Below are 19,379 nucleotides of genomic sequence, written 5' to 3' on the forward strand. Positions count from 1 at the left end.
CCGCCCTCATACAAGCGCCAGCGCGATAAGCAATCCGCCAAGCAGCAGCATCGCGCGGACATAGAGCATTAAGCCTGACCGGACGTCGGCACCGAGCGGATCACGAGCGCCGTCGTTCAACCAAGGCTCATCGGTCACGGCGCCATGGTAACTGCGCGGCCCACTGATCCGCACACCAAGGGCGCCTGCCATCGCAGCTTCAGGCCAGCCTGCATTGATCGAACGATGGCGGTTCGCGTCACGCACCATGCAGGACAGCGCTTGCGAGAAGCGTGAAGAAACCACGGAGAAGAGAACACCCGTGAGGCGCGCCGGAATGAAATTGGCGATGTCATCGATGCGCGCAGCCGCCCAGCCGAAATAGAGGTGACGCTCGGAACGATGGCCTATCATGGAATCAAGTGTGTTGATGGCCTTGTAGCCAACGATACCCGGTAAGCCGAACAGCACGCCCCAGAACACCGGCGCGACGATCCCATCCGATGCATTCTCGGCGAGGCTTTCAATGGCAGCGCGCGCAATCCCCGCTTCATCAAGCGTCGCGGGATCGCGTCCCACAATCTGCGCAACCGCCAGACGCGCCGCATCGATGTCGCCGGATTGCAGAGGCTGCGCCACAGCGGCGACATGATCATAGAGCGAGCGCAATGCGACCATGGGCCATGCAACAATGCCGAGCAATACCGCACCACTCCACCCCGCCGGCAAGAGCGCTTGCACGATCCAGCCAATTCCAAGGCAAGACCCGATCACAAGCAATGCGGCGGCGACGCCTGCGATGCGACGTATCGACGGCGCATCAGCAGATCGGTTCCAACTGCGATCGAGCAGGCTGATCAATCGGCCAATCCATGTGACGGGATGGCCGATGCGCGCAAACAGCGCGCCGGGCCACCCCATAAGGGCGTCCACCGTCATCGCCACCACCATTGCCCCGGCAAAGCCCACACATCGTCTCCGTTACGATCGCCTTGATGGTCAAGAATTGCATCGAAGCGCAAGCCCCTCCGAGAAGAATTCGGCTTTGTCTTTGCCGGCGATTGGTGGTTAGTGCGGGTCGAAACGGAGGGTTCGATGCCGATTGTGCTGATCACGGGAGGCGCCAGGTCGGGAAAAAGCCGGCGCGCCGAGGCGCGCGCGCACGCCTATTCCGGCCGGCCCATCTATATCGCCACCGCCGAAGCGCTTGATGCAGAGATGGACGAGCGGATCGCCCTCCACCGCGCTCGGCGCGGCGGCGACTGGATCGAGCGCGAGGCTCCGCTCGATCTGGTGCAAGCACTGGATGAAACTGACGGCGGCGGCGCCCGTCTTGTCGATTGCCTGACTCTGTGGCTGTCGAACCTTCTCCATGTGGAACGCAACTGGTCGGACGAGGCCGCCCTGCTGACGGAAACACTCGGCCGGCAGCGAAGTCCGGTGATCCTCGTCACAAACGAGGTCGGTCTTGGAATCGTGCCTGACAATGCGCTGGCACGCACCTTTCGCGATGCCGCCGGTCTGTTGAACCAACGCGTCGCCGCAGTCGCCGACGAGGTCGAGTTCGTGGTGGCGGGATTGCCGATGAAGGTCAAGTGATGCTTCAACGCGAACAGATCCGAACGATTGTTAGCGATTTGAGGATCGGCATTTCCTTCGCCACGATTCTTCCTTTCGGTCCGCCGACAATCGTCGACGACGGTGACGTGAGACGCGCCAGCTGGTCGTTGCCTGTTGCCGGTTTGCTCGTCGGTCTGGTTGGATCCGCCGTTTACGCAATCGTCCATGCGATCGGTCTCACACCGGGGCCGGCGGCCATGCTGGCGCTTGCGAGCACGGTGATCCTGACCGGAGCACTCCATGAAGATGGGCTTGCCGATACCGCGGATGGACTGGGCGGCGGCCGGTCGCGTGAGCGTAAGCTCGAGATCATGCGCGACAGTCGGATCGGTACGTATGGTGCGTGCGCGCTTTTCATTTCGCTGATCCTGCGCTGGAGTGCGCTCGCGGCGATTGCCGCGCCGCGATCGGTGATGATTGCACTTCTACTCGCACACGCCGCCGCTCGCGCCGGTGTGCCAGCCTTCATGGCCTTCGTGCCATCCGCACGGCCCGACGGACTTTCGGCTCGCGCCGGAAAGCCATCACCACAAAGCGCGGCCATTGCGCTTGGGTTAGGCGCCCTCGTGCTTGCACTCGGCTTTGGGCTCGGCAAGACGATCCTGGCCATTGCCCTCCTCGCCGTGATCGGGCTGTTGATGGCCCGTCTCGCGACCAAGCAGATCGGCGGACAGACCGGCGATATTCTCGGTGCATTCGAGCAGCTCGCCGAGACGGCCATTCTTCTAATGGCCGCTGCCCTGTTTCAGTCGGGCGTGCAACTCTGATGGCCACCTTCGACGACCACTTTCGCAACCAGTTGCGCGAGCTCTTCATCTGGCGCCGCGATGTGCGGCGATTTCGGACTGATCCGCTGCCGGCAGGCGCGCTGGAGCGGCTCATCGACATCGCTTGCCTGTCGCCGTCGGTTGGCCTGAGCCAGCCCTGGCGGTTCGTCATCGTCGAGGACACGGCACGACGCCGTGCCGTGATCGATGATTTCAAGGCCTGCAATGCCCATGCCTTGGCGTACTATTCAGGCGAACGCGCAGCGCGATATGCCGCACTTAAACTCTCTGGCCTCGAAGAGGCACCCGGTCATCTGGCCGTCTTCGCGGACAAGGCTAGCGATGTCGGCCACGGCCTCGGTCGCGCGACGATGCCGGAAACGACAGAGTATTCCGTCGTCGCAGCGATCTGCGCGATGTGGCTCGCCGCCCGCGCGGAGGACATCGGGGTCGGCTGGGTGTCGATCCTCAACCCGGCCAGCATCCACGCGACTCTCGACGTGCCAGACTCCTGGAAGTTCATTGGCTACCTCTGCGTCGGGTATCCCCAAGCAGAATCCGATCGGCCCGAACTTGAGCGGACCAACTGGGAAAGCCGTCGGGCCTCGAACGAATTCACGACCCGACGCTAACAGTTTCCCGTTAATCGCATGTCCTACCCATCGCCAAGATAGTCATAAACAACCTCGCCCAGTCCAAGGGTCAGGTCAGCGATGTAGTGACTCGCCGACACGACTTCACGGACTGGAAGCTTCGCGACATCACACATCGCGTGCTCAAAAAGCTGCAATGCAGCCGGCCCCGTCCAGGCGCCCTTCAATTTTACATCTTCGAGATAATATCGGACCAACTCGCAAATTCGCGGAGTGCAGTCCACATGCGGTATGATTTTGATCATGAACGCCGGCTTGGCCAACGATTTGGCGACCGGCTCCAGATCGATTTCCCTGTGCTTGTATCCCATCGTGGCGGTCACACAGAGAACTGACCCGTAGTGAAGCGTTCCCACTAAAGTTTCCTGCTCATGGACGAGCTTCGGTTGCGCAAGCTTTTTGGGAAATCCCCAAATTTCTCGTCCTCCCGCAATTGGTGAGTTGTCGTCCAGGTACATTGCGTGGACGAAACTTCCCTCCTGCACTTCACCCGACGGCGTCTTGAAGCGCACAGGGATAACCTGCCCTGTCTCCGTGTAATCACCGAAGCCTGTCGAGTCGGGCATGCGGATGAACTCATACGAAACTGTGTCCCCCACAACCTCAAGGGGCTCGGGAACGACGGCGCGGAGTTTGTCTGGATCCGTCCGATACGTAATGACGACGAACTCTCGGTTATAGAAGCGATACGGCGGCTTCGGATAAGCCGGATCGTTGAGAGGCATCGCAAATGCTTTAGACTTAACGTCGGCGATCTTCATTGCTTCCTCACTGTTCAAGACACGAGACTTTCGTCTATCGATATGCGCCGCCGATCCAATTCGGATTCAGGTTGGCCCCGGCTAACGCCCGATAAGTCCGGCGTGGTAAGCTGCCATCGAATGATGCTACCTCACCAAATAAATTGCGCCCATCGCAGCGCGCAAGCCAGCAATGATTTCGATAGATAGTGGTGTATGGCGAGGGAGTTCTTGGCACAAATACTGAATTCATATGGTCGTATATGCCGCGGATATGGGCGGGTTGACCGCAAAGTGAGCAAGCACACCGCGCAGCTCAGGCTTCGCCTCGCTCCAGCGCCAATTCGGCCCTGAGGCTCTCCACATCTCGGAAGATCGACGCGACTGCCAGAAAGCGCCCCTTGAGCTTGTATTCGAGCAGGCAATCTTTCGCGGCGATGTCGCCATGGACCACGATCTCATCCCAGCGCTCGGCATGTCCCACATAGTTCACCGGAACGTCATAATGCTGGCTCCAGAAGAACGGGACCGCGTCAAAAACGTCCCTGGCGCCCAGCATGTTGCGCGCGACAGCCTGACCTTGACGCTCGGCAACAACCCAGTGCTCAACCCGAATATTTTCTCCGGAATGCGGGTCGGGCCAACGCGCGATATCGCCGGCCGCATAGATGCCCGGGATACTGGTTTCGAGATAGCGATCAACCACGACACCGCGATCCAGCTTGAGGCCCGCCCGCTCTGCAAGCTCCAGACGAGGCTGCACGCCGATCCCCGCAATGACAAAGTCGGCTTGTAGATCGTCTCCGCTTTTCAGCTTCGCCCTGCCGTTCTCGATGCCGACAATACCGTTGTCGAGATGGAAAACGACGCCATGCTCCTCGTGCAGGCGGCGGATGAATTGCCCCATGTCCGGCCCCAGGACGCGCTCCATCGGGATCTTGTCCGGGGCGACAACATGCACCTCGATATCGCGCGCCCGCAACGCAGCCGCCGTCTCAAGCCCGATGAAGCTCGCACCAATCACCACTGCTCGGCGCGCACCTTTCGTTTCCGCGATGATAGCTTGAGCATCAGCAAGGGTGCGAACCGTGTGCACATGTCGCCAATCCGATCCCGGAACCGTCAAGCGGCGAGGCTCGGCGCCGGTCGCAAGCAGCAGCCGATCATACGAGACCGCCTCTCCGCTCTTCAGCGTAACTTGGCGGGCACCCGGATCAATCGCGGTCACTTCAGTTCCGACACGTAAATCGATCCCGGCGTCTCGATAGTAATCATCGGGCCGCAGCGGCATCCAATCCTCGGGAGCACTGCCTGCGAGGTAGTCTTTCGACACGTTGGGGCGATCAATCGGTGCGGCGGCTTCCTGCGACAGCATCACGATATCGCCGCCAAAGCCCTCGCGTCGGAGCATGTCGGCGGCGGCAAACCCAGCCGCGCCTCCGCCAACCACCACGACCTTGTCCGGCCCTTTTTTTGATTGAGGCGTAGCAATGTTGCTCGCATCAACCTTGTCGCGGACGAAGACCATGTCGCCACGTTGTTCGACCTTCCAACAATCGATGGGATTGAATGCCGGTGCGCGCAGCGCTTCGCCGCTACGCAGGTCGAAGCAGGCATGGTGCCAGGGGCAGCGGATGCTGTTGCCGACCACAAGGCCATCGGCAAGCGGCCCATGGTAATGCGTGCAATAAGCACCGACCGCGAAGATCCCCTCCTCGCCGCGCACCAAAAGCACCTGCTCGTCGCCGACGTGGCCAAGCAACTTATCCTCAGCCAGGTCTGCCAGCTTGACGCCTTTGCTGAGATCGGGACCCTGTGGCGCGGTTTGCTCGTTCATCATCAGCTCCCTGCGGCGATCGACGCTCTCATGTTAGATGGCGTCGGGCGGAAAAGGTTCCGGGAAATTCTCTGGCGACCACTTGCATGGTCAGGCGACGTCAAATTTGACACCTTGGGCAAGAGGGAGCTCATGGCCGTAGTTGATGGTGCTGGTGACGCGGCGCATATACGCCTTCCATGCGTCTGAGCCCGCCTCGCGGCCGCCGCCGGTTTCCTTTTCACCTCCGAATGCGCCACCGATCTCAGCGCCGGAGGGGCCGATGTTCGCATTGGCAATGCCGCAGTCGGAGCCTGCCACGGACATGAATTTTTCCACTTCACGCATGTCAGTCGAGAAGATCGACGATGAGAGCCCCTGCGGCACATCGTTGTGCAGGGCCAACGCAACGTCGAAATCAGTGTATTTCATGACGTAGAGAATGGGTGCGAAGGTCTCGCGCAGCACGGGGCCGATTTGTGCCGGCATTTCGACCAGGGCCGGCCGGACGTAATACGCCGCCGGGTACTTGTCGTCATCGACGCGCTCGCCACCGTAAACCTCGCCGCCGATTTTCTGCGCCTCCAGCAGCACATTCTGCATCCTCTCGAATGCATCCTCGTCAATGAGCGGGCCAGCGAGCACGTCGTCGCTCGCGAGCGGATTGCCGATCCGGACAGAGCCATAGACCTGTTGGAGCCTGACGACGAGGTCATCATAAACGCTGTCATGAATGAACAGCCTGCGAAGCGATGTACAACGCTGACCAGCCGTGCCGATGGCGGCGAAGGCGATGGCGCGAAGAGCGAGATCGAGATCTGCCGACGGGCAAACGATCGATGCGTTGTTGCCGCCAAGCTCCAGGATCGAGCGGGCGAAGCGCTGAGCGAGCCGCGGTCCGACCGTCCGGCCCATTGCCGTCGATCCGGTGGCGGACACCAGCGGCACGCGCGCATCATCCACCAGCGCCTCGCCGACATCCCGTCCGCCAATCAGCACGGTTGAGAGACCGGCGGGAATGTTCCCCACTCTCGCCGCCGCGCGCTCGAATAAAGCCTGAACGGCAAGTGCCGTCAGCGGCGTCTTTTCCGACGGCTTCCAGATCACCGGATTGCCGCAAACCAAGGCGAGTGCGGCATTCCACGCCCACACCGCCACCGGGAAGTTAAAGGCTGTGATGACCCCGACCGGACCAAGCGGATGCCACTGCTCCATCATCCGGTGATTGGGCCGCTCGCTGGCGATGGTTAGGCCATACAGTTGACGGGAAAGACCAACAGCAAAGTCGCAGATGTCGATCATCTCCTGCACTTCGCCCTCGCCTTCGGACGGAATTTTTCCGGCCTCGATTGTCACCAGGCGTCCAAGCGGTGTCTTCGCGCGGCGCAGTTCTTCACCGAGAACGCGAACGAGTTCGCCGCGTTTTGGTGCGGGAACGGTCCGCCATGCGAGGAACGCCGCTTTCGCCCGCGTGATCGCTTCGCGCCCAGCGTCGCGGCCTGCATCCTGCACGTGCGCAATTGTTTCGCCGGTCAACGGCGATCGAACCGCGCGCGAACCTTGGCTCGTCCGATCCGGCGGAACGCCGAGCTCATGGAGAAGACCATCCACATCATCTGCAAGTGTCTTCGGAAGTGTCTTGGCAAGAGTCATGGAATTTTCTCCGAAGTCGCAACGCGAATTCTACAGAGTCAGAATTCTACAAGACCAAGCGACATCACTCAATCGACTTGGTGCTATCGGATAACAACAAGGGTCTATGCCTTGCTTATGAATAGCAGGACGGACTCCTCTCGCTTTCCTATTTAGTTTCGCCCATCTTCCTGTCGTCGTTCCCAGCGAACAAGATGGCGTCACGTGATCGATCGCAGCTCTTCCACTTCAGTCGTTACCGATTTCCCGCTCGTACGGAAAGCGGATCAGTCCGTGCTGAAGCTCAAGGAACGGACGGCCGCCGACGTCGCCGAGATCTACAACAGAGCTGGAGACGATTACGCCGCTTATGCGGATGGCGACCCAGAGCAACTCTTTGCGTTCGACGGAATGCATGCTTATGCGGATCGACAGTTGTGGATGCGTCTCGAAGCAAAGCTGGTTGATCTGCGCGCCTCGGGCGCAAACGCGATCCGCATTCTGGATGCCGGCTGTGGCCCAGGAACGTGGCTCCGGCGATTGGTCTTGCGCGCCTACGGGCTCGGCTTTAGCAGCATCACGGCCCGGGGCTTTGATATCGCTCAAGTGCAGATCGAGCGCGCACGATTGCTGTCAAAGCCGCTTTGCGCGCTTCGGGGCATCAATCTGACGTTCGACGTCGCGGATCTGACCGGCCGCTTGCCGGAAGCGGACGCCTCCGTGGATATCACGCTCTGTCTCTACAGTGTTCTCAGCCATCTCCCCGTCCCAGCTCTGCCCAATACCGCAGCCGAACTCGCACGTGTGACGGGGCGACACTTCTTCACCACGGTGCGCCCGATCGGCAGCCCTCCGACGGCCTTCGTCGATTCAATGGAGAAAGTCCAGCGGCTAAAGCAGGATCACATCCAGAACCGCTGTGAGATTGAACTCAATGACGGCCGGCGGATCGCTCTCGGCTTCCACCTGTTCACCGCGGTTGAGCTGCGCGAATATTTTTCGCCGCATCTCGACATCGAGGATGTAAACGGCCTCGACTTGTTTCACACGCGCTTCATGCCCGATCCGCGATGGAACCTGCCGGAGGACACCCTTGGTCTGTCCGACGAACTCGCCCGGCTTGAGTTTACGCACGCCGCAAATCGTGAACTCATGAACAGCGCCGCCCACCTGTTGCTGATCGCGCGGCGTCGCAAACCCGTCTGAAAAAAGTAAAGGTAGAGGCTCATAGCCCTCTCCACATCGCACCATCCGGTTCCGTATCATGGACACCAAACCGCCCGTTCCACGTGCGATCCTCGTCGGCATCCAGATGCCGGGTGTGGATGACGCCGCGCATGCAGCGAGCCTCGAAGAATTGGGCCGCCTGGTCAAAACGCTGGGTTATGAAGTTGCCGACACGCTCTCGCAAAAGCGCGCCGAGATCGACGGCGCAACCGTGCTCGGCAAGGGCAAGCTGGAAGAACTCGCGGCCATGACCGGCGGCACCGGCGTTGTCGGATCAATCGCAACGGTGCGCAAATCCAAGGCACGCGAGCGCTTTGAGAGCGATGAGAAGAAGCCGGTTGCCGCGCTAAGCGAGCAAGATGCAAATGACAAGCCGGAATTCGTCATCGTCGATCACGACATTTCCCCGAACCAGGCGCGCAACATCGAGAGCGCGACCGGCGCGCAGGTTCTCGACCGGACCGGCGTGATCGTGGAGATCTTTCACCGCCATGCGCGCAGCCGCGAGGCGAAGCTGCAGGTCGAACTCGCGCGCTTGAAGTATGTCTCGCCGCGCCTGCGTGAATCATCAGGAGGCAGCGAACGGCAACAGGGCCAAGGCTCAGGCGAAACCGAGCTTGAACTCGAACGCCGCAAGATTCGCGAACGCTTGGCGGAGTTGAAAGAGCAGCTTGAGGAGATCGAGCGGGACAGCAACCAGCGCCGGTCAGCCCGCCGCGAACAGCTCCGCGCTGCGCTTGTGGGATATACCAATGCCGGAAAATCGTCACTCATGCGGGCGCTCACGGGCAGCGACGTGCTGGTTGAAGACAAATTGTTCGCGACGCTCGACACCACTGTGCGCGCGCTGCAGCCGGAGACGAAGCCGCGCGTGCTCGTCTCGGATACGGTCGGCTTCATCAAGAAGCTGCCGCATGACCTCGTGGCATCATTCCGCTCCACGCTCGCAGAAGCGCTCGAAGCGTCCCTCTTGCTGTTCGTCGTCGACGCCTCCGACCCAACCTATGAATTGCAACTCAACGTCACCCTCAGCGTACTCCGCGAGATCGGCGCGGACGCCGTTCCCTCGCTGCTGCTACTCAACAAGATCGATCGGGTCAACGAGACAGACCGTGCTGTCCTGCGAGAAAAGCACCCCGATGCGATTTTGCTCTCCTCGCAAGTGCCGGAAGACGTGACCGCGCTCCGCGAAGCCATCATCGCGTATTTTGAAGCTGCGATGGTCGAGGAGCAATTGATGTTGCCGTATGCGAAACAGGCACTGCTGAGCGAGGTGTATGCCAACGCACACGTTCTATCCGAGGACTATGACGCTACCGGATGCCTCTTGAGGATACGCGGCCTGCCAGGCGCCATCGCGCGCCTGCAAAGAGCGTTGAGCGCCGCCTAGTCTCAATCACGGTCCGTCAGCAAGGCATCTCCAAGGCTACTTTTTCGCCGGCTGCCGCGATCGCTTGACCGAAGGCGCGACCTCCTTCGCAGGAAGGATACCATTGAGCGCGAGTGTCACGTGTTCGCGAATGAAGGCCTCTGAGAGCGGCTGATGCCCAACAAGCAACCGGTAGTACAGCGGAGCGTAGAGCAGATCGAGAACAGCGTCGGGATCCGCCTTGCGGATGAGCTTCTTGGCGATCGCCCGTTTCACGAGTTCGATGCCCTGCTGACGGCGCGCGAAAACGTAACCTTCTCTGAAAGCCTGCGCGATCTCTGGATCGGACTGCCCCTCTGCAATAAGAGCGCAGATCATGCTTCCAATGGCCCCGTGAAATTCCATCGCCATCGTATGAAGCCGGTCGAAGATACTCTTTGCTTCCAGTTCCTCCGGATATGGCAGGGCATACCTCGCCTCCCGCAGGAAGGCTGACATGATGACCGAGGCACGGTTGGGCCACCATTTGTAGATCGTCGCCTTGCTGACTTTTGCTCGCGTCGCGATGGCTTCGACGGTCGTCGCCTGCAGTCCTTCCTTAAGGAGAAGATCATAGGTGGCGTCGAGGACGGCTTTCTCAGCCTCGGAGCTCCGCTTGCGACCGCGCGGCAGTTTCGTCTGTTCGGCTGGGTTCATGATTGACGTCATTGGTCTCGTCATTTAAAAACTAAACGTTCAGTTTAGAAAATGAAATACTGGCGAAAGCCGCCAAGGGCAGTGGCGGTGCCGTCCAGCAACAGCGGGCAGCCCCTCCCAGGACTGTCTGAATTCCAAAGCCATGAAACTGCACGTGCGCAGCGAAGACGCGCGGCAGCTTCAGCAAAGATTGGCGAAAACATAAGCTTGGGGAAGCGACCATGGCCTCAGATTCAATCGGCAGCGATACGATCAAACGCGTCTACTTGCGTATCATGCCATTCCTTATCCTTTGCTACATCGTAGCGTTTCTTGATCGTGTGAATGTCGGCTTTGCCGCATTGCACATGAATACCGATCTCGGATTCACACCTTACGTCTACGGCTTCGGTGCCGGCATCTTCTCTCTTGGCTATTTCGTTTTCGAGGTGCCGAGCAACCTCGCCTTGCACAAGGTTGGCGCGCGAATCTGGATCCCCCGCATCATGATCACCTGGGGGATCATATCCGCGGGCTTTGCCTTTATTTACAACGAAAACTCTTTTTACGTCATGCGGTTCTTGCTGGGCGCGGCTGAAGCCGGTTTCTTTCCTGGCATCGTCTTCTACCTGAGCAAGTGGTTCCCCTCGCGCTTGCGCGGCGGTGCGACTGCCGTCTTCATCCTCGGCCTGCCGGTTGCGGTTCTCATTGGTGCGCCGATCTCCACTGCGCTCCTCGAAACGATGGGTGGCTTAGGTGCCCTCAAGAACTGGCAATGGATGTTCGTGATTGAAGGCGTCCTCGCCGTCGTTGTCGGGATCGTAGCCTATTTTGCGCTGACCAAAGGTCCGGAGGAAGCGCGTTGGCTAACCAATGAACAGAGAGAGTGGCTCGTTCGAACCCTCGCAGCTGAAGAGCATGCGAAGGAGCAAGTGAAGAGCTACGGCGTGGTCGAGACGCTTATGAACGGCAAGGTTCTGCTGCTCGCATTCGCGATCTTCTGCAATATCGGCGCCCTGTTCGGTGTTACGTTGTGGATGCCGCAAATCATTAAGGGCTTCGGCGGCCTTTCAAACGTCCAAGCGGGACTTCTAACGGCAGTCCCCTACTTCTGTGCCGGCATCGCGATGGTCTTTAACGGATGGCATTCCGATAAGACGGATGAGCGGCGCTTTCACATCCTTATACCTGCGTGTATCGGCGGCATCGGCCTGGTGATGGCCGGCTTTTCGCAATCGCCGCTTGCCGGCATGATTGCGATTTGTATCGGTGCGTCCGGCATTCTGGCGTCGAATATCCTGTTCTGGCCGCTGCCTAGCACGTTCCTGACAGGTGCCGCCGCTGCGGCGGGCATCGGCCTCGTCAATTCGGTTGGCAACCTGGGCGGATTCGTCGGCCCCTACATCAATGGTTGGGCGAAGGAATACTTCGGCGACTACAGTGCCAGCATGTGCGTCCTGGGCGGAATGGTAGCGCTGTATGGCATCATTATTTGCGTCTTCCTGACCTTCAGCGCGCAGTCGTTCGCTACCGCCCGGACACCGTTCGCCCCGCTCCAACCGGCAAAAGCGGACTAAATTCGATGTCACTCGGCGCTTGCGTGAGATTGGTGCAGATCAAACTCGCCAAGCGCCGTTCGTCAGTTCCTCGGGTGTCGAGATCCGTGGTTCTGGCACAATCAAGCTCGAGGACGACCGATGAATCAGATGGCGCGCATGAGTTCAACCAAGCCAAAGAGCGAGCGCATCGCGACTGTCATTTCGATCCTGAGCGAGCGTTTTGGCGACCAGCTGTCGTGCAATCCCATCATTCGGGAACAGCACGCCAACTCCACCTCCTGGCATCCGATCGAAACGCCTGACGCTGTTTTCTTTGCCAAATCCACGGACGATGTCGCCGAGGTCGTCAAGCTTTGTGCTGCTCACGCCGTACCGATCATCCCATACGGCACGGGAACCTCGCTCGAAGCCGGCGTCAATGCACCGCATGGCGGGATTACCCTCGATCTCAGCCAGATGAACGCGATCCTCACAGTTAATGAAGACGACATGGATTGTGTGGTTCAAGCCGGCGTTACACGCAAACAACTCAACACGCATCTGCGGTCGACAGGACTGCATTTTCCCGTTGATCCCGGAGCAGACGCCTCCATCGGTGGTATGGCGTCGACCCGGGCATCAGGAACCAGTGCCGTGCGCTACGGCACGATGAAAGACAACATCCTTGCGCTCACCGTGGTGATGCCGGACGGCACGATCTGCAAGACCGGAACGCGCGCTCGGAAATCTTCGGCAGGCTACGATATGACCCGGTTGTTTATCGGCGCCGAGGGCACGCTTGGTGTCATCACCGAACTCACTGTTAAACTTCACGGCATTCCGCCAGCGATCGCCGTCGCTGTTTGCGCGTTTCCGGATCTCGCGTCTGCCTGCAACACCGTTATCACCAGCATTCGGTATGGGCTTACGTTGGGACGCATCGAACTTCTCGATGACGTGCAGATTCGGGCCTGCAACGCTTATTCCAAGCTTTCAATGAAAGAGAAGCCAACCCTCTTTGTTGAATTTGGCGGCTCGGAGAGTGCGGTCGCCGAGCAGGTCAAGCTGTTTCGGGAAATCGCCGATGAGTTCGGCTGTGACTCCTTCGACAATGCATCGAGCCCGGAAGAGCGGACGCGCCTTTGGACTGCCCGGCACGATGTATATTGGGCCTGTCTCCAATTGCGCCCTGGTTCAAAGTTCATCGCAACCGACGTGTGCGTTCCTATCTCGCGGCTTGCGGACTGTATGCTCGAGACCCATGCCGATATCGAGAAAACCGGTCTGGTTGCGCCAATCGTAGGGCACGTCGGCGACGGCAACTTTCATGTCTCCGTCATGGCCAATACCGAAGATGCCGACGAGATGACAAAGACCAAGGCGTTCATCGACCGCCTCAATCGCCGGGCCATCGCGATGGATGGAACATGCACAGGCGAACACGGCATCGGCGAAGGCAAGCGCGAGTTTCTCAAGGAAGAACTTGGGGCAACGGTCACTTACATGCGCCAGCTCAAAGCGACACTCGATCCGCATAACATCATGAATCCGGGAAAGATTTTTGATCTTTGAGCCGATTTACACGCCACGTTGATATCAAGGACTTCCATGCACTTCGCTATTCTTTGTCACGACAAGCCATCGAGCACGCAACTTCGCGCGAGCATACGTCCCTCTCACCTCGAATATTTGAAGCCTTATCTGGACAAGATTGTCTTCGCAGGTCCGCTGCTCGCCGACGATGGCGAAACCTCGATAGGCGGCCTCGTTGTGATCGATTGTCCAGATCTTTCGAGCGCCAAGGACTTCGCTCATAATGACCCCTACGCGCTCGGAGACTTGTTTCAGAGCGTTGAAGTCAGACCTTGGCGCAAGGTCTTTCCTGCGGATACTTAAAGCTAACGTCCTTCCCACCTCACACGGAACGGTCTGATGTCACTTCCCAAATACAACCGAAATATCATGTCCGAACGGCGCCAAGCCGGAGCCGCAATCATCGTGACCGGAGCTGCCGGCGGTATTGGTGGGGGGATCGTCAAACGCTTGCTCGCGGACGGGTGGCGCGTCGTGGCGACGGACCTGAACCCCAAGCCCCTTGCAGACATGCAGTCCCAAGCTGGCTCCAGCCAATTGGTCACAAGGTCGTTGGATGTCGCGAAACCAGACGACGTCCGAAATGTAGCAGCCTCACTCAAAGCGGATCAAATAGCGGTTGCCGGCCTCATCAACGCGGCAGGTCTGCTCCAGGACATTGGATCGTTCATGGCGATGGACGAAGCCGCTCAGCGACGCATCTGGGACGTGAACTACTTCGGTGCAGTGACCTGCACACAAGTATTCGCCAAATCCATGATTTCAGAAGGTGGCGGGTCGATCGTCAATATCACGTCGATCAATGAACTCCGCCCTCTCCCCCTGCATGCCTATGCGCCGACAAAGGTGGCGCTCGGTTCGCTGACGACGCTGACTGCAGGCGAGTTCGGCCCCGCCGGTGTTCGAGTCAATTCGATCGCACCCGGTTTTACACTGACGCCGATTATGCGTGAGAAGATCGAAACTGGAAAACGAAACGTCAGCGCCATCGAGAATGCCACAGCAATGCGGCGACTGGTTGAGATCGATGAAATCGCCGCCGTCGCGAGCTTCCTGATGTCCGACGATGCCAGCGCGATCACCGGTGCATCTATCCCGGTCGATGCAGGTTGGCTCGCAACCTCCTACTGGATGAATTTCGGAGAGCTCTTGCGTTAACCGCACATTGATGGACGCAGTCAAGCTGCGGCCATCATCCGACTAACGATCGTCGCAAAGCCCGATCTAGAAGATGCTGTATCCGCCGTCGATGACGATGCAATCGCCGGTGTGGTACGCAGATGCCTGGCTCATCAAATAGACGGCGATGCCGCCGAAGTCCTTTGGCTGGCCAAAGCGCCGTACGGGAATGCGCGGGACAGCGGCCGCCATGAATTTGTCGTTGGCCTGCAGCCCTTCGGTCATTTCGGTGTCGATCCAGCCAGGCAGGACAGCATTCGCGGTGACGCCGTATCGCGCATGCTCCACCGCCAGCGCCTGCATCAACGAATTGATCGCCGATTTCGAGGCTGCGTAGTGTTCATTGCGCGCGGTGCCAAAGAGCGAAGCCATGCTCGACGTCGCCACCAGCCGCCCGAACGAATCTCCCTGCGAGGCGCGAGCAACCATGTGGCGCACGACCGGCTGAAAAGCATGAAACACGCCATCGAGATTGACGGAAAACATCCGCCGCCAGTCTTCCTCGGTCCGCTCGGCAAACGGCGTGCGACCGCCACCACCGATACCTGCATTTGCAAAACAGCCATCGATCCGGCCGAACTGCTTCAGTGTGGCTTCCGCCGCACGCTCAGTTTGATCACGGACCGCGACGTCGCAAACGATCGACTGCACTTTGTCGCTATAGGTGCGAAGCCGCGCTTCGGCAGCCACGTTCTTCTCCGCATTGCGTCCCCAGATCGAGACGGCGCAACCCTGCTCCGCCAAGGCCTCTGCAATGCCCAGCCCGATACCGCCGTTGCCTCCAGTGACGATCGCCACGCGACCGCTTAAATCAAACATATTGCCCATGGCCCGCCCCTTCTTCGATCAGCTGTTCTCTCACAAGAAAATGGCCTCATCCATTTTCAAGTCATATCAGTCCGATACCATCAATTCAGCGTCGTCGTCATTCGCCCGAAAGTTGCTCGCGGCTCTCTTCCGCTCTGCGAAACTTCCCTTGGTTAACGATGCGGGCATCACTACCGCGTGAACACCGTATACCGCATTCGGGTGAGTAGCCCCAGGACGGGTCGTGTGGTTGAATGGACCATTGCCGAAGCGAATTTATTTACACGCATCGCTTTTTAGTGACGATAGTTGAGCGCTATCCTTTGGTCAGACTTAACAGCCCGCCGTGAGGCGGGCTTTTCGTTGATACCGCTCGCTCGATAGAAATGCTCAGTGAGCTGCACGTTATTCGGATGGAATGTTCGCAAGGCCAAGCAGCGCCGGAGATTCTTCCAACACCAGACGCGTCGGGATCTCGCCCAGGAAGCGCTGGAACCGCCCCTTGCTTTCGAACCTTCCGCGAAATGCAGAGGCAGCGAATGCTTCGCGGAAACGCAGCAGGATTCCGCCTGCGATATACACGCCGCCAGTGGCGCCGATTGTCAGCGCCAAATCGCCAGCCACGGTGCCAAGAAACGCGCAGAAATGCTCGAACGTCCTGACGCAGGTCTCATCGGTTTTCTTGATGGCGTGATCGGTCACGTCGGCTGGAGAGAAGTCGCGTGCGGTGCTTCCCTCGATCGCGCATAACGCCTGATACAGATTGACCAATCCGCTTCCGGACAAAACCCGCTCCGCAGAGACATGCGACCAGCGTGTTCGCAGGAACGCAGCGATCTGATCTTCCAGTGTGGTCGAGGTCGGCAGCGTGACATGGCCGCCTTCGCCCGGCACAACGGTTAATCCGCCCGCAGCGGGGATCAGCGAACACACGCCCAATCCCGTTCCCGGTCCAAGAATTCCAATCGGTCCGTGTGCGTTGGGACATTCAGGACCAACCAGGAAAACGTCAGTTTGCGGCAGATGCGGCACCGCCATCGCCGTTGCGGCAAAATCGTTGAAGACCCGCAGCGATGTCAGTCCCAGGTTCCGCTTAAGCTCCTTAATGGAAAACGACCATCCGTGATTGGTCAGCGTGACATTGTCGCCAAAAACAGGAGCGGCCACGGCGATCGCAGCTTCAGCGGGCCGCATTGTCGGAGAAAGCTTCGCTAGATAAGCCGCCAACGCGTCCTGGAGCGAGGGATACTGGCTGACCTCGACATGGGAAAGTTCCGCGTATGCCCCCTTCTCCGCCACGGCAAACCGGGCGTTGGTCCCTCCGACATCGGCGATCACGCGCAAACCACTCAAGCGACTGTCCTACTCATCAGTTGATAACAGCATCTTGTCTGCTACCGCGACCACACAGGTACGACAAGTGCTGCTCAAGAGATTAGCCGAGCGGCTCAAGAATAATTCCTTCCGCACCACGTAATGTCAGCTCTCCGTCCACCGCTTTGAATTGACGATCCATGAAGGTCGACAGCAAAATCTGTCCTTTGTTTGTCAACGCAATCGAGGCCGGCTCGTTACGAAAATTCAAGACGATGAGCGAACGTTGACCAGCGTGTTCGCGCTCGAAAGCCAGCAAAGTGTCAGTCACAGTGATGCGAGCGTAGGTGCCGACCGACAACTCAGGTCTGGCATGTCGCAAAGCGGTCAAGGCCCGATAAAGGCTGAGCATCGATACGCTATCACGACTTTCGACGGCGACATTCTCGCGAGAGGCGTTCGGGCTCAGCGGCAACCATGGCTCAGTGCTGCTGAAGCCGCTATTTGGGGAAGCATCCCATTGCATAGGCGTTCGGCAGCCATCGCGTCCCACGCCAATCCCCGGCACATTCTTTTCAAATGGATCTCTCACCCGATCAGGTGAAATCTCGACCTGTTCCATGCCGATTTCATCGCCGTAATAGAGCGTGGGCGTGCCGCGAAGCGTCAGAAGCAACATTGCGGCCACGCGGGCCTGATCGCGTCCGACGCGGCTGGCGACGCGCTTGCGGTCGTGGTTTCCCAATACCCAATTCGGCCAGCCGCCCGGCGGCAGGGCAGCTTCATAAGTCTCAATGAGCTGCGCAATCGCGCGCGTATCCCAGGGCGTCGAAATCAGCGCAAAGTTGAAGGGCAAATGCGCGCCGGAGAGGTCGCGACCGTAATAAGCGACGAGTTTCTCCGGAGGCAGATAGATCTCACCGATCAGCACGCGGTCGTCGAACTCATCCATCACCCGGCGCATCTCGGCGATTACCTCATGGACTTCGGGACGATCGGTTGAATAGAGCGGCAAGAGACGCGTGTAAGGCTGATCGCCGTCGACAAAATCGGGATTTAAGGGATTGTCTCGCAGCAGATCATCCTTGATGAGATGCCACATCACGTCGACACGAAATCCATCAACGCCGCGGCGCAGCCAAAAGCGCATCACCTCGTAAACGGCTTGACGAACTTCCGGATTGCGCCAGTTCAGGTCAGGCTGAGCCTTCAGAAACGCGTGGTAGTAATATTGCCCGGTGTGGGTGTCGAACTCCCAGGAGCTTCCGCCAAATTCCGAAATCCAATTGGTTGGCGGTTGTCCGTTCGTATGGCCGTCACGCCAGATGTACCAATCGCGCTTTGGATTGGTTTTCGAACTGCGGCTTTCAATAAACCAGGGATGCTGATCGGACGAGTGGTTCGGAACAAGATCGAGAATGATCTTCAACCCGAGTTCATGTGCTGCCGCGACAACAGCATCGAAATCGTCGAGTGTACCGAACAGCGGATCGATGCCGGTGTAATCGGAAATATCGTATCCGAAATCGACCATCGGAGACGGAAAGATCGGCGAAAGCCAGACGGCATTCACGCCGAGATCACGCAGATAACTCAGGCGGTCAATGATGCCGCGGAGATCGCCAACGCCATCGCCATCCGAGTCCTGAAATGAACGCGGATAAACCTGATAAAGAATGCCGGATGTCCACCATGGAATATCGTGCATATTTCAGAGCCAAACTAGGAATTCAAATCGATTTGCACTTACTCCCATGGAAGCTGTCATCAGGCAAACTTGCGCTCCGGAATCCTCATTGATTTTTCGTTTGAAAGCCTACACACGCGTGACCAATTGACACAAAACTCTCACATGACCGAACATCAAGAACGATGAGTCTTCAAAGATCCCGATGGCAGCAATCCCGACCGCCTGTCAGCCGCATGGGCTCGCAGACGGGCCGAGGCCTCGTCGTGGCTATCGTGCTGATCGGCTCACTTGGCATTTACGCAGTCGAGCGTTGGATGCGTCCGGCGGATGCGCCGATCGTCGGCAATGCCTTCGTGATCGATGGCGACACGCTCAGCATATCCGGGACACGTATTCGCTTGATCGATATCGACGCGCCGGAACTTGATCAGACTTGTATCGACGGCCAGAGGCGCGACTGGGATTGTGGCCGCCAGGCATCCGCGGAGTTACGGAGCCATGTTCGCGGACGAGATCTGACCTGTCAGCCGAAATCTAAGGATCAATACGGACGCGTTCTTGCCACCTGCTCCCTGCCCGATGGCTCCGACGTCAATGCCTGGATGGTGCAACAGGGCTGGGCTGTCACGTATGGCTACGCAGACGTCTACGGCCGGCAGCAAGCCGACGCGAAAAGCGCAAAGCGCGGCGTATGGAGCGGCTCATTCATTCAGCCGCGAGAATGGCGACACGAGCATCCACGAGAGCCGGAAGGCGATCACTCCGATCGCCCGAGATGAC

18 protein-coding genes are annotated in these 19,379 nt (G+C 58.9%); 10 read left to right on the forward strand and 8 right to left on the reverse strand.

Annotated elements, in window-relative coordinates; all coding sequences use genetic code 11:
• Positions 1 to 6 precede the first annotated feature (6 nt).
• Complete coding sequence (gene cbiB, locus ACZ5C3_RS16015; RefSeq protein WP_464031198.1) at positions 7 to 948, reverse strand: adenosylcobinamide-phosphate synthase CbiB; 942 nt, start codon at positions 946 to 948, stop codon at positions 7 to 9.
• 126 nt (positions 949 to 1,074) lie between these two features.
• On the opposite strand from cbiB, the gene cobU reads away from it, so the two are divergent.
• Genes cobU through bluB form a run of 3 tightly spaced genes read left to right on the forward strand, consistent with a single transcriptional unit; the run spans position 1,075 to position 2,998 of the window.
• Positions 1,075 to 1,578: a bifunctional adenosylcobinamide kinase/adenosylcobinamide-phosphate guanylyltransferase gene (cobU, locus tag ACZ5C3_RS16020; RefSeq protein WP_464031200.1), complete on the forward strand. Its 504-nt coding sequence runs from the start codon at positions 1,075 to 1,077 to the stop codon at positions 1,576 to 1,578.
• Entirely contained in the window at positions 1,575 to 2,366 is a 792-nt protein-coding gene (cobS, locus tag ACZ5C3_RS16025) for an adenosylcobinamide-GDP ribazoletransferase (protein WP_464031202.1), read from the forward strand. Before cobU ends, cobS begins: the two co-directional genes overlap by 4 nt.
• Positions 2,366 to 2,998 (forward strand): 5,6-dimethylbenzimidazole synthase, encoded by a 633-nt coding sequence (gene bluB / locus ACZ5C3_RS16030; protein ID WP_464031204.1) that lies wholly within the window; start codon positions 2,366 to 2,368, stop codon positions 2,996 to 2,998. The genes cobS and bluB overlap by 1 nt, the downstream gene beginning before the upstream one ends.
• A 23-nt stretch (positions 2,999 to 3,021) precedes the next feature.
• Here bluB and ACZ5C3_RS16035 read toward each other — a convergent pair whose 3' ends face one another.
• From ACZ5C3_RS16035 to amaB, 3 genes are all read right to left on the reverse strand, one after another.
• Positions 3,022 to 3,780, reverse strand: a complete 759-nt coding sequence (locus ACZ5C3_RS16035) for an acetoacetate decarboxylase (RefSeq protein WP_464031206.1) — start codon at positions 3,778 to 3,780, stop codon at positions 3,022 to 3,024.
• 295 nt (positions 3,781 to 4,075) lie between these two features.
• Positions 4,076 to 5,599 (reverse strand): FAD-dependent oxidoreductase, encoded by a 1,524-nt coding sequence (locus tag ACZ5C3_RS16040; protein ID WP_464031208.1) that lies wholly within the window; start codon positions 5,597 to 5,599, stop codon positions 4,076 to 4,078.
• Positions 5,600 to 5,686: 87 nt separating this feature from the next.
• Positions 5,687 to 7,228, reverse strand: a complete 1,542-nt coding sequence (gene amaB / locus ACZ5C3_RS16045) for an L-piperidine-6-carboxylate dehydrogenase (RefSeq protein ID WP_464031209.1) — start codon at positions 7,226 to 7,228, stop codon at positions 5,687 to 5,689.
• A gap of 273 nt (positions 7,229 to 7,501) precedes the next feature.
• Between amaB and ACZ5C3_RS16050 the strand changes: the two genes are divergently transcribed.
• Together ACZ5C3_RS16050 and hflX are read left to right on the forward strand one after the other, a co-directional pair.
• Entirely contained in the window at positions 7,502 to 8,413 is a 912-nt protein-coding gene (locus ACZ5C3_RS16050) for a class I SAM-dependent methyltransferase (RefSeq protein WP_464031211.1), read from the forward strand.
• A 58-nt stretch (positions 8,414 to 8,471) separates the two neighbouring features.
• Positions 8,472 to 9,824 carry a GTPase HflX gene (hflX, locus tag ACZ5C3_RS16055; RefSeq protein ID WP_464031213.1) on the forward strand — a complete coding sequence of 451 codons (1,353 nt, stop codon included), beginning with the start codon at positions 8,472 to 8,474 and terminating at the stop codon, positions 9,822 to 9,824.
• Between the two features lie 36 nt (positions 9,825 to 9,860).
• Here hflX and ACZ5C3_RS16060 read toward each other — a convergent pair whose 3' ends face one another.
• Positions 9,861 to 10,499, reverse strand: a complete 639-nt coding sequence (locus ACZ5C3_RS16060) for a TetR/AcrR family transcriptional regulator (protein ID WP_464031215.1) — start codon at positions 10,497 to 10,499, stop codon at positions 9,861 to 9,863.
• Between the two features lie 221 nt (positions 10,500 to 10,720).
• Here ACZ5C3_RS16060 and ACZ5C3_RS16065 point away from each other — a divergent pair, with 221 nt between their 5' ends.
• From ACZ5C3_RS16065 to ACZ5C3_RS16080, 4 genes are all read left to right on the forward strand, one after another.
• Positions 10,721 to 12,055 (forward strand): MFS transporter, encoded by a 1,335-nt coding sequence (locus tag ACZ5C3_RS16065; RefSeq protein ID WP_464044151.1) that lies wholly within the window; start codon positions 10,721 to 10,723, stop codon positions 12,053 to 12,055.
• Positions 12,056 to 12,175: 120 nt separating this feature from the next.
• Positions 12,176 to 13,588, forward strand: a complete 1,413-nt coding sequence (locus ACZ5C3_RS16070; RefSeq protein WP_464044152.1) for an FAD-binding oxidoreductase — start codon at positions 12,176 to 12,178, stop codon at positions 13,586 to 13,588.
• A 36-nt stretch (positions 13,589 to 13,624) separates the two neighbouring features.
• Positions 13,625 to 13,912 (forward strand): YciI family protein, encoded by a 288-nt coding sequence (locus ACZ5C3_RS16075; protein WP_464031218.1) that lies wholly within the window; start codon positions 13,625 to 13,627, stop codon positions 13,910 to 13,912.
• Between the two features lie 36 nt (positions 13,913 to 13,948).
• On the forward strand, positions 13,949 to 14,767 hold the full coding sequence (locus ACZ5C3_RS16080; protein ID WP_464031220.1) for an SDR family NAD(P)-dependent oxidoreductase: 819 nt from the start codon (positions 13,949 to 13,951) through the stop codon (positions 14,765 to 14,767).
• Positions 14,768 to 14,833: 66 nt separating this feature from the next.
• On the opposite strand, the gene ACZ5C3_RS16085 is transcribed toward ACZ5C3_RS16080, so the two are convergent.
• The 3 genes from ACZ5C3_RS16085 to ACZ5C3_RS16095 all read right to left on the reverse strand — a co-directional run bounded on the left by ACZ5C3_RS16085 (position 14,834) and on the right by ACZ5C3_RS16095 (position 18,617).
• On the reverse strand, positions 14,834 to 15,616 hold the full coding sequence (locus ACZ5C3_RS16085; RefSeq protein ID WP_464031221.1) for an SDR family NAD(P)-dependent oxidoreductase: 783 nt from the start codon (positions 15,614 to 15,616) through the stop codon (positions 14,834 to 14,836).
• Positions 15,617 to 16,000: 384 nt separating this feature from the next.
• Positions 16,001 to 16,948: a glucokinase gene (gene glk, locus ACZ5C3_RS16090; RefSeq protein ID WP_464031223.1), complete on the reverse strand. Its 948-nt coding sequence runs from the start codon at positions 16,946 to 16,948 to the stop codon at positions 16,001 to 16,003.
• An 82-nt stretch (positions 16,949 to 17,030) separates the two neighbouring features.
• The gene (locus tag ACZ5C3_RS16095) at positions 17,031 to 18,617 is read right to left on the reverse strand and encodes an alpha-amylase family glycosyl hydrolase (protein ID WP_464031225.1); all 1,587 of its coding nucleotides are present in this window, start codon (positions 18,615 to 18,617) and stop codon (positions 17,031 to 17,033) included.
• Between the two features lie 215 nt (positions 18,618 to 18,832).
• Here ACZ5C3_RS16095 and ACZ5C3_RS16100 point away from each other — a divergent pair, with 215 nt between their 5' ends.
• Positions 18,833 to 19,378, forward strand: a complete 546-nt coding sequence (locus tag ACZ5C3_RS16100) for a thermonuclease family protein (protein ID WP_464044153.1) — start codon at positions 18,833 to 18,835, stop codon at positions 19,376 to 19,378.
• The last annotated feature ends 1 nt before the right edge of the window (position 19,379 follow it).

This window comes from Afipia dichlorophenoxyacetatis, from assembly GCF_055386385.1.

Excerpts from the sequence above, each read along its gene's own strand:
- cobU (WP_464031200.1), top strand. The coding sequence starts at position 1,075 with ATGCCGATTGTGCTGATCACGGGAGGCGCCAGGTCGGGAAAAAGCCGG.
- bluB (WP_464031204.1), top strand. The coding sequence starts at position 2,366 with ATGGCCACCTTCGACGACCACTTTCGCAACCAGTTGCGCGAGCTCTTC.
- ACZ5C3_RS16035 (WP_464031206.1), bottom strand. The coding sequence starts at position 3,780 with ATGAAGATCGCCGACGTTAAGTCTAAAGCATTTGCGATGCCTCTCAAC.
- ACZ5C3_RS16040 (WP_464031208.1), bottom strand. The coding sequence starts at position 5,599 with ATGATGAACGAGCAAACCGCGCCACAGGGTCCCGATCTCAGCAAAGGC.
- amaB (WP_464031209.1), bottom strand. The coding sequence starts at position 7,228 with ATGACTCTTGCCAAGACACTTCCGAAGACACTTGCAGATGATGTGGAT.
- hflX (WP_464031213.1), top strand. The coding sequence starts at position 8,472 with ATGGACACCAAACCGCCCGTTCCACGTGCGATCCTCGTCGGCATCCAG.
- ACZ5C3_RS16060 (WP_464031215.1), bottom strand. The coding sequence starts at position 10,499 with ATGAACCCAGCCGAACAGACGAAACTGCCGCGCGGTCGCAAGCGGAGC.
- ACZ5C3_RS16065 (WP_464044151.1), top strand. The coding sequence starts at position 10,721 with ATGGCCTCAGATTCAATCGGCAGCGATACGATCAAACGCGTCTACTTG.
- ACZ5C3_RS16070 (WP_464044152.1), top strand. The coding sequence starts at position 12,176 with ATGAATCAGATGGCGCGCATGAGTTCAACCAAGCCAAAGAGCGAGCGC.
- ACZ5C3_RS16075 (WP_464031218.1), top strand. The coding sequence starts at position 13,625 with ATGCACTTCGCTATTCTTTGTCACGACAAGCCATCGAGCACGCAACTT.
- ACZ5C3_RS16080 (WP_464031220.1), top strand. The coding sequence starts at position 13,949 with ATGTCACTTCCCAAATACAACCGAAATATCATGTCCGAACGGCGCCAA.
- ACZ5C3_RS16085 (WP_464031221.1), bottom strand. The coding sequence starts at position 15,616 with ATGGGCAATATGTTTGATTTAAGCGGTCGCGTGGCGATCGTCACTGGA.
- ACZ5C3_RS16095 (WP_464031225.1), bottom strand. The coding sequence starts at position 18,617 with ATGCACGATATTCCATGGTGGACATCCGGCATTCTTTATCAGGTTTAT.
- ACZ5C3_RS16100 (WP_464044153.1), top strand. The coding sequence starts at position 18,833 with ATGGGCTCGCAGACGGGCCGAGGCCTCGTCGTGGCTATCGTGCTGATC.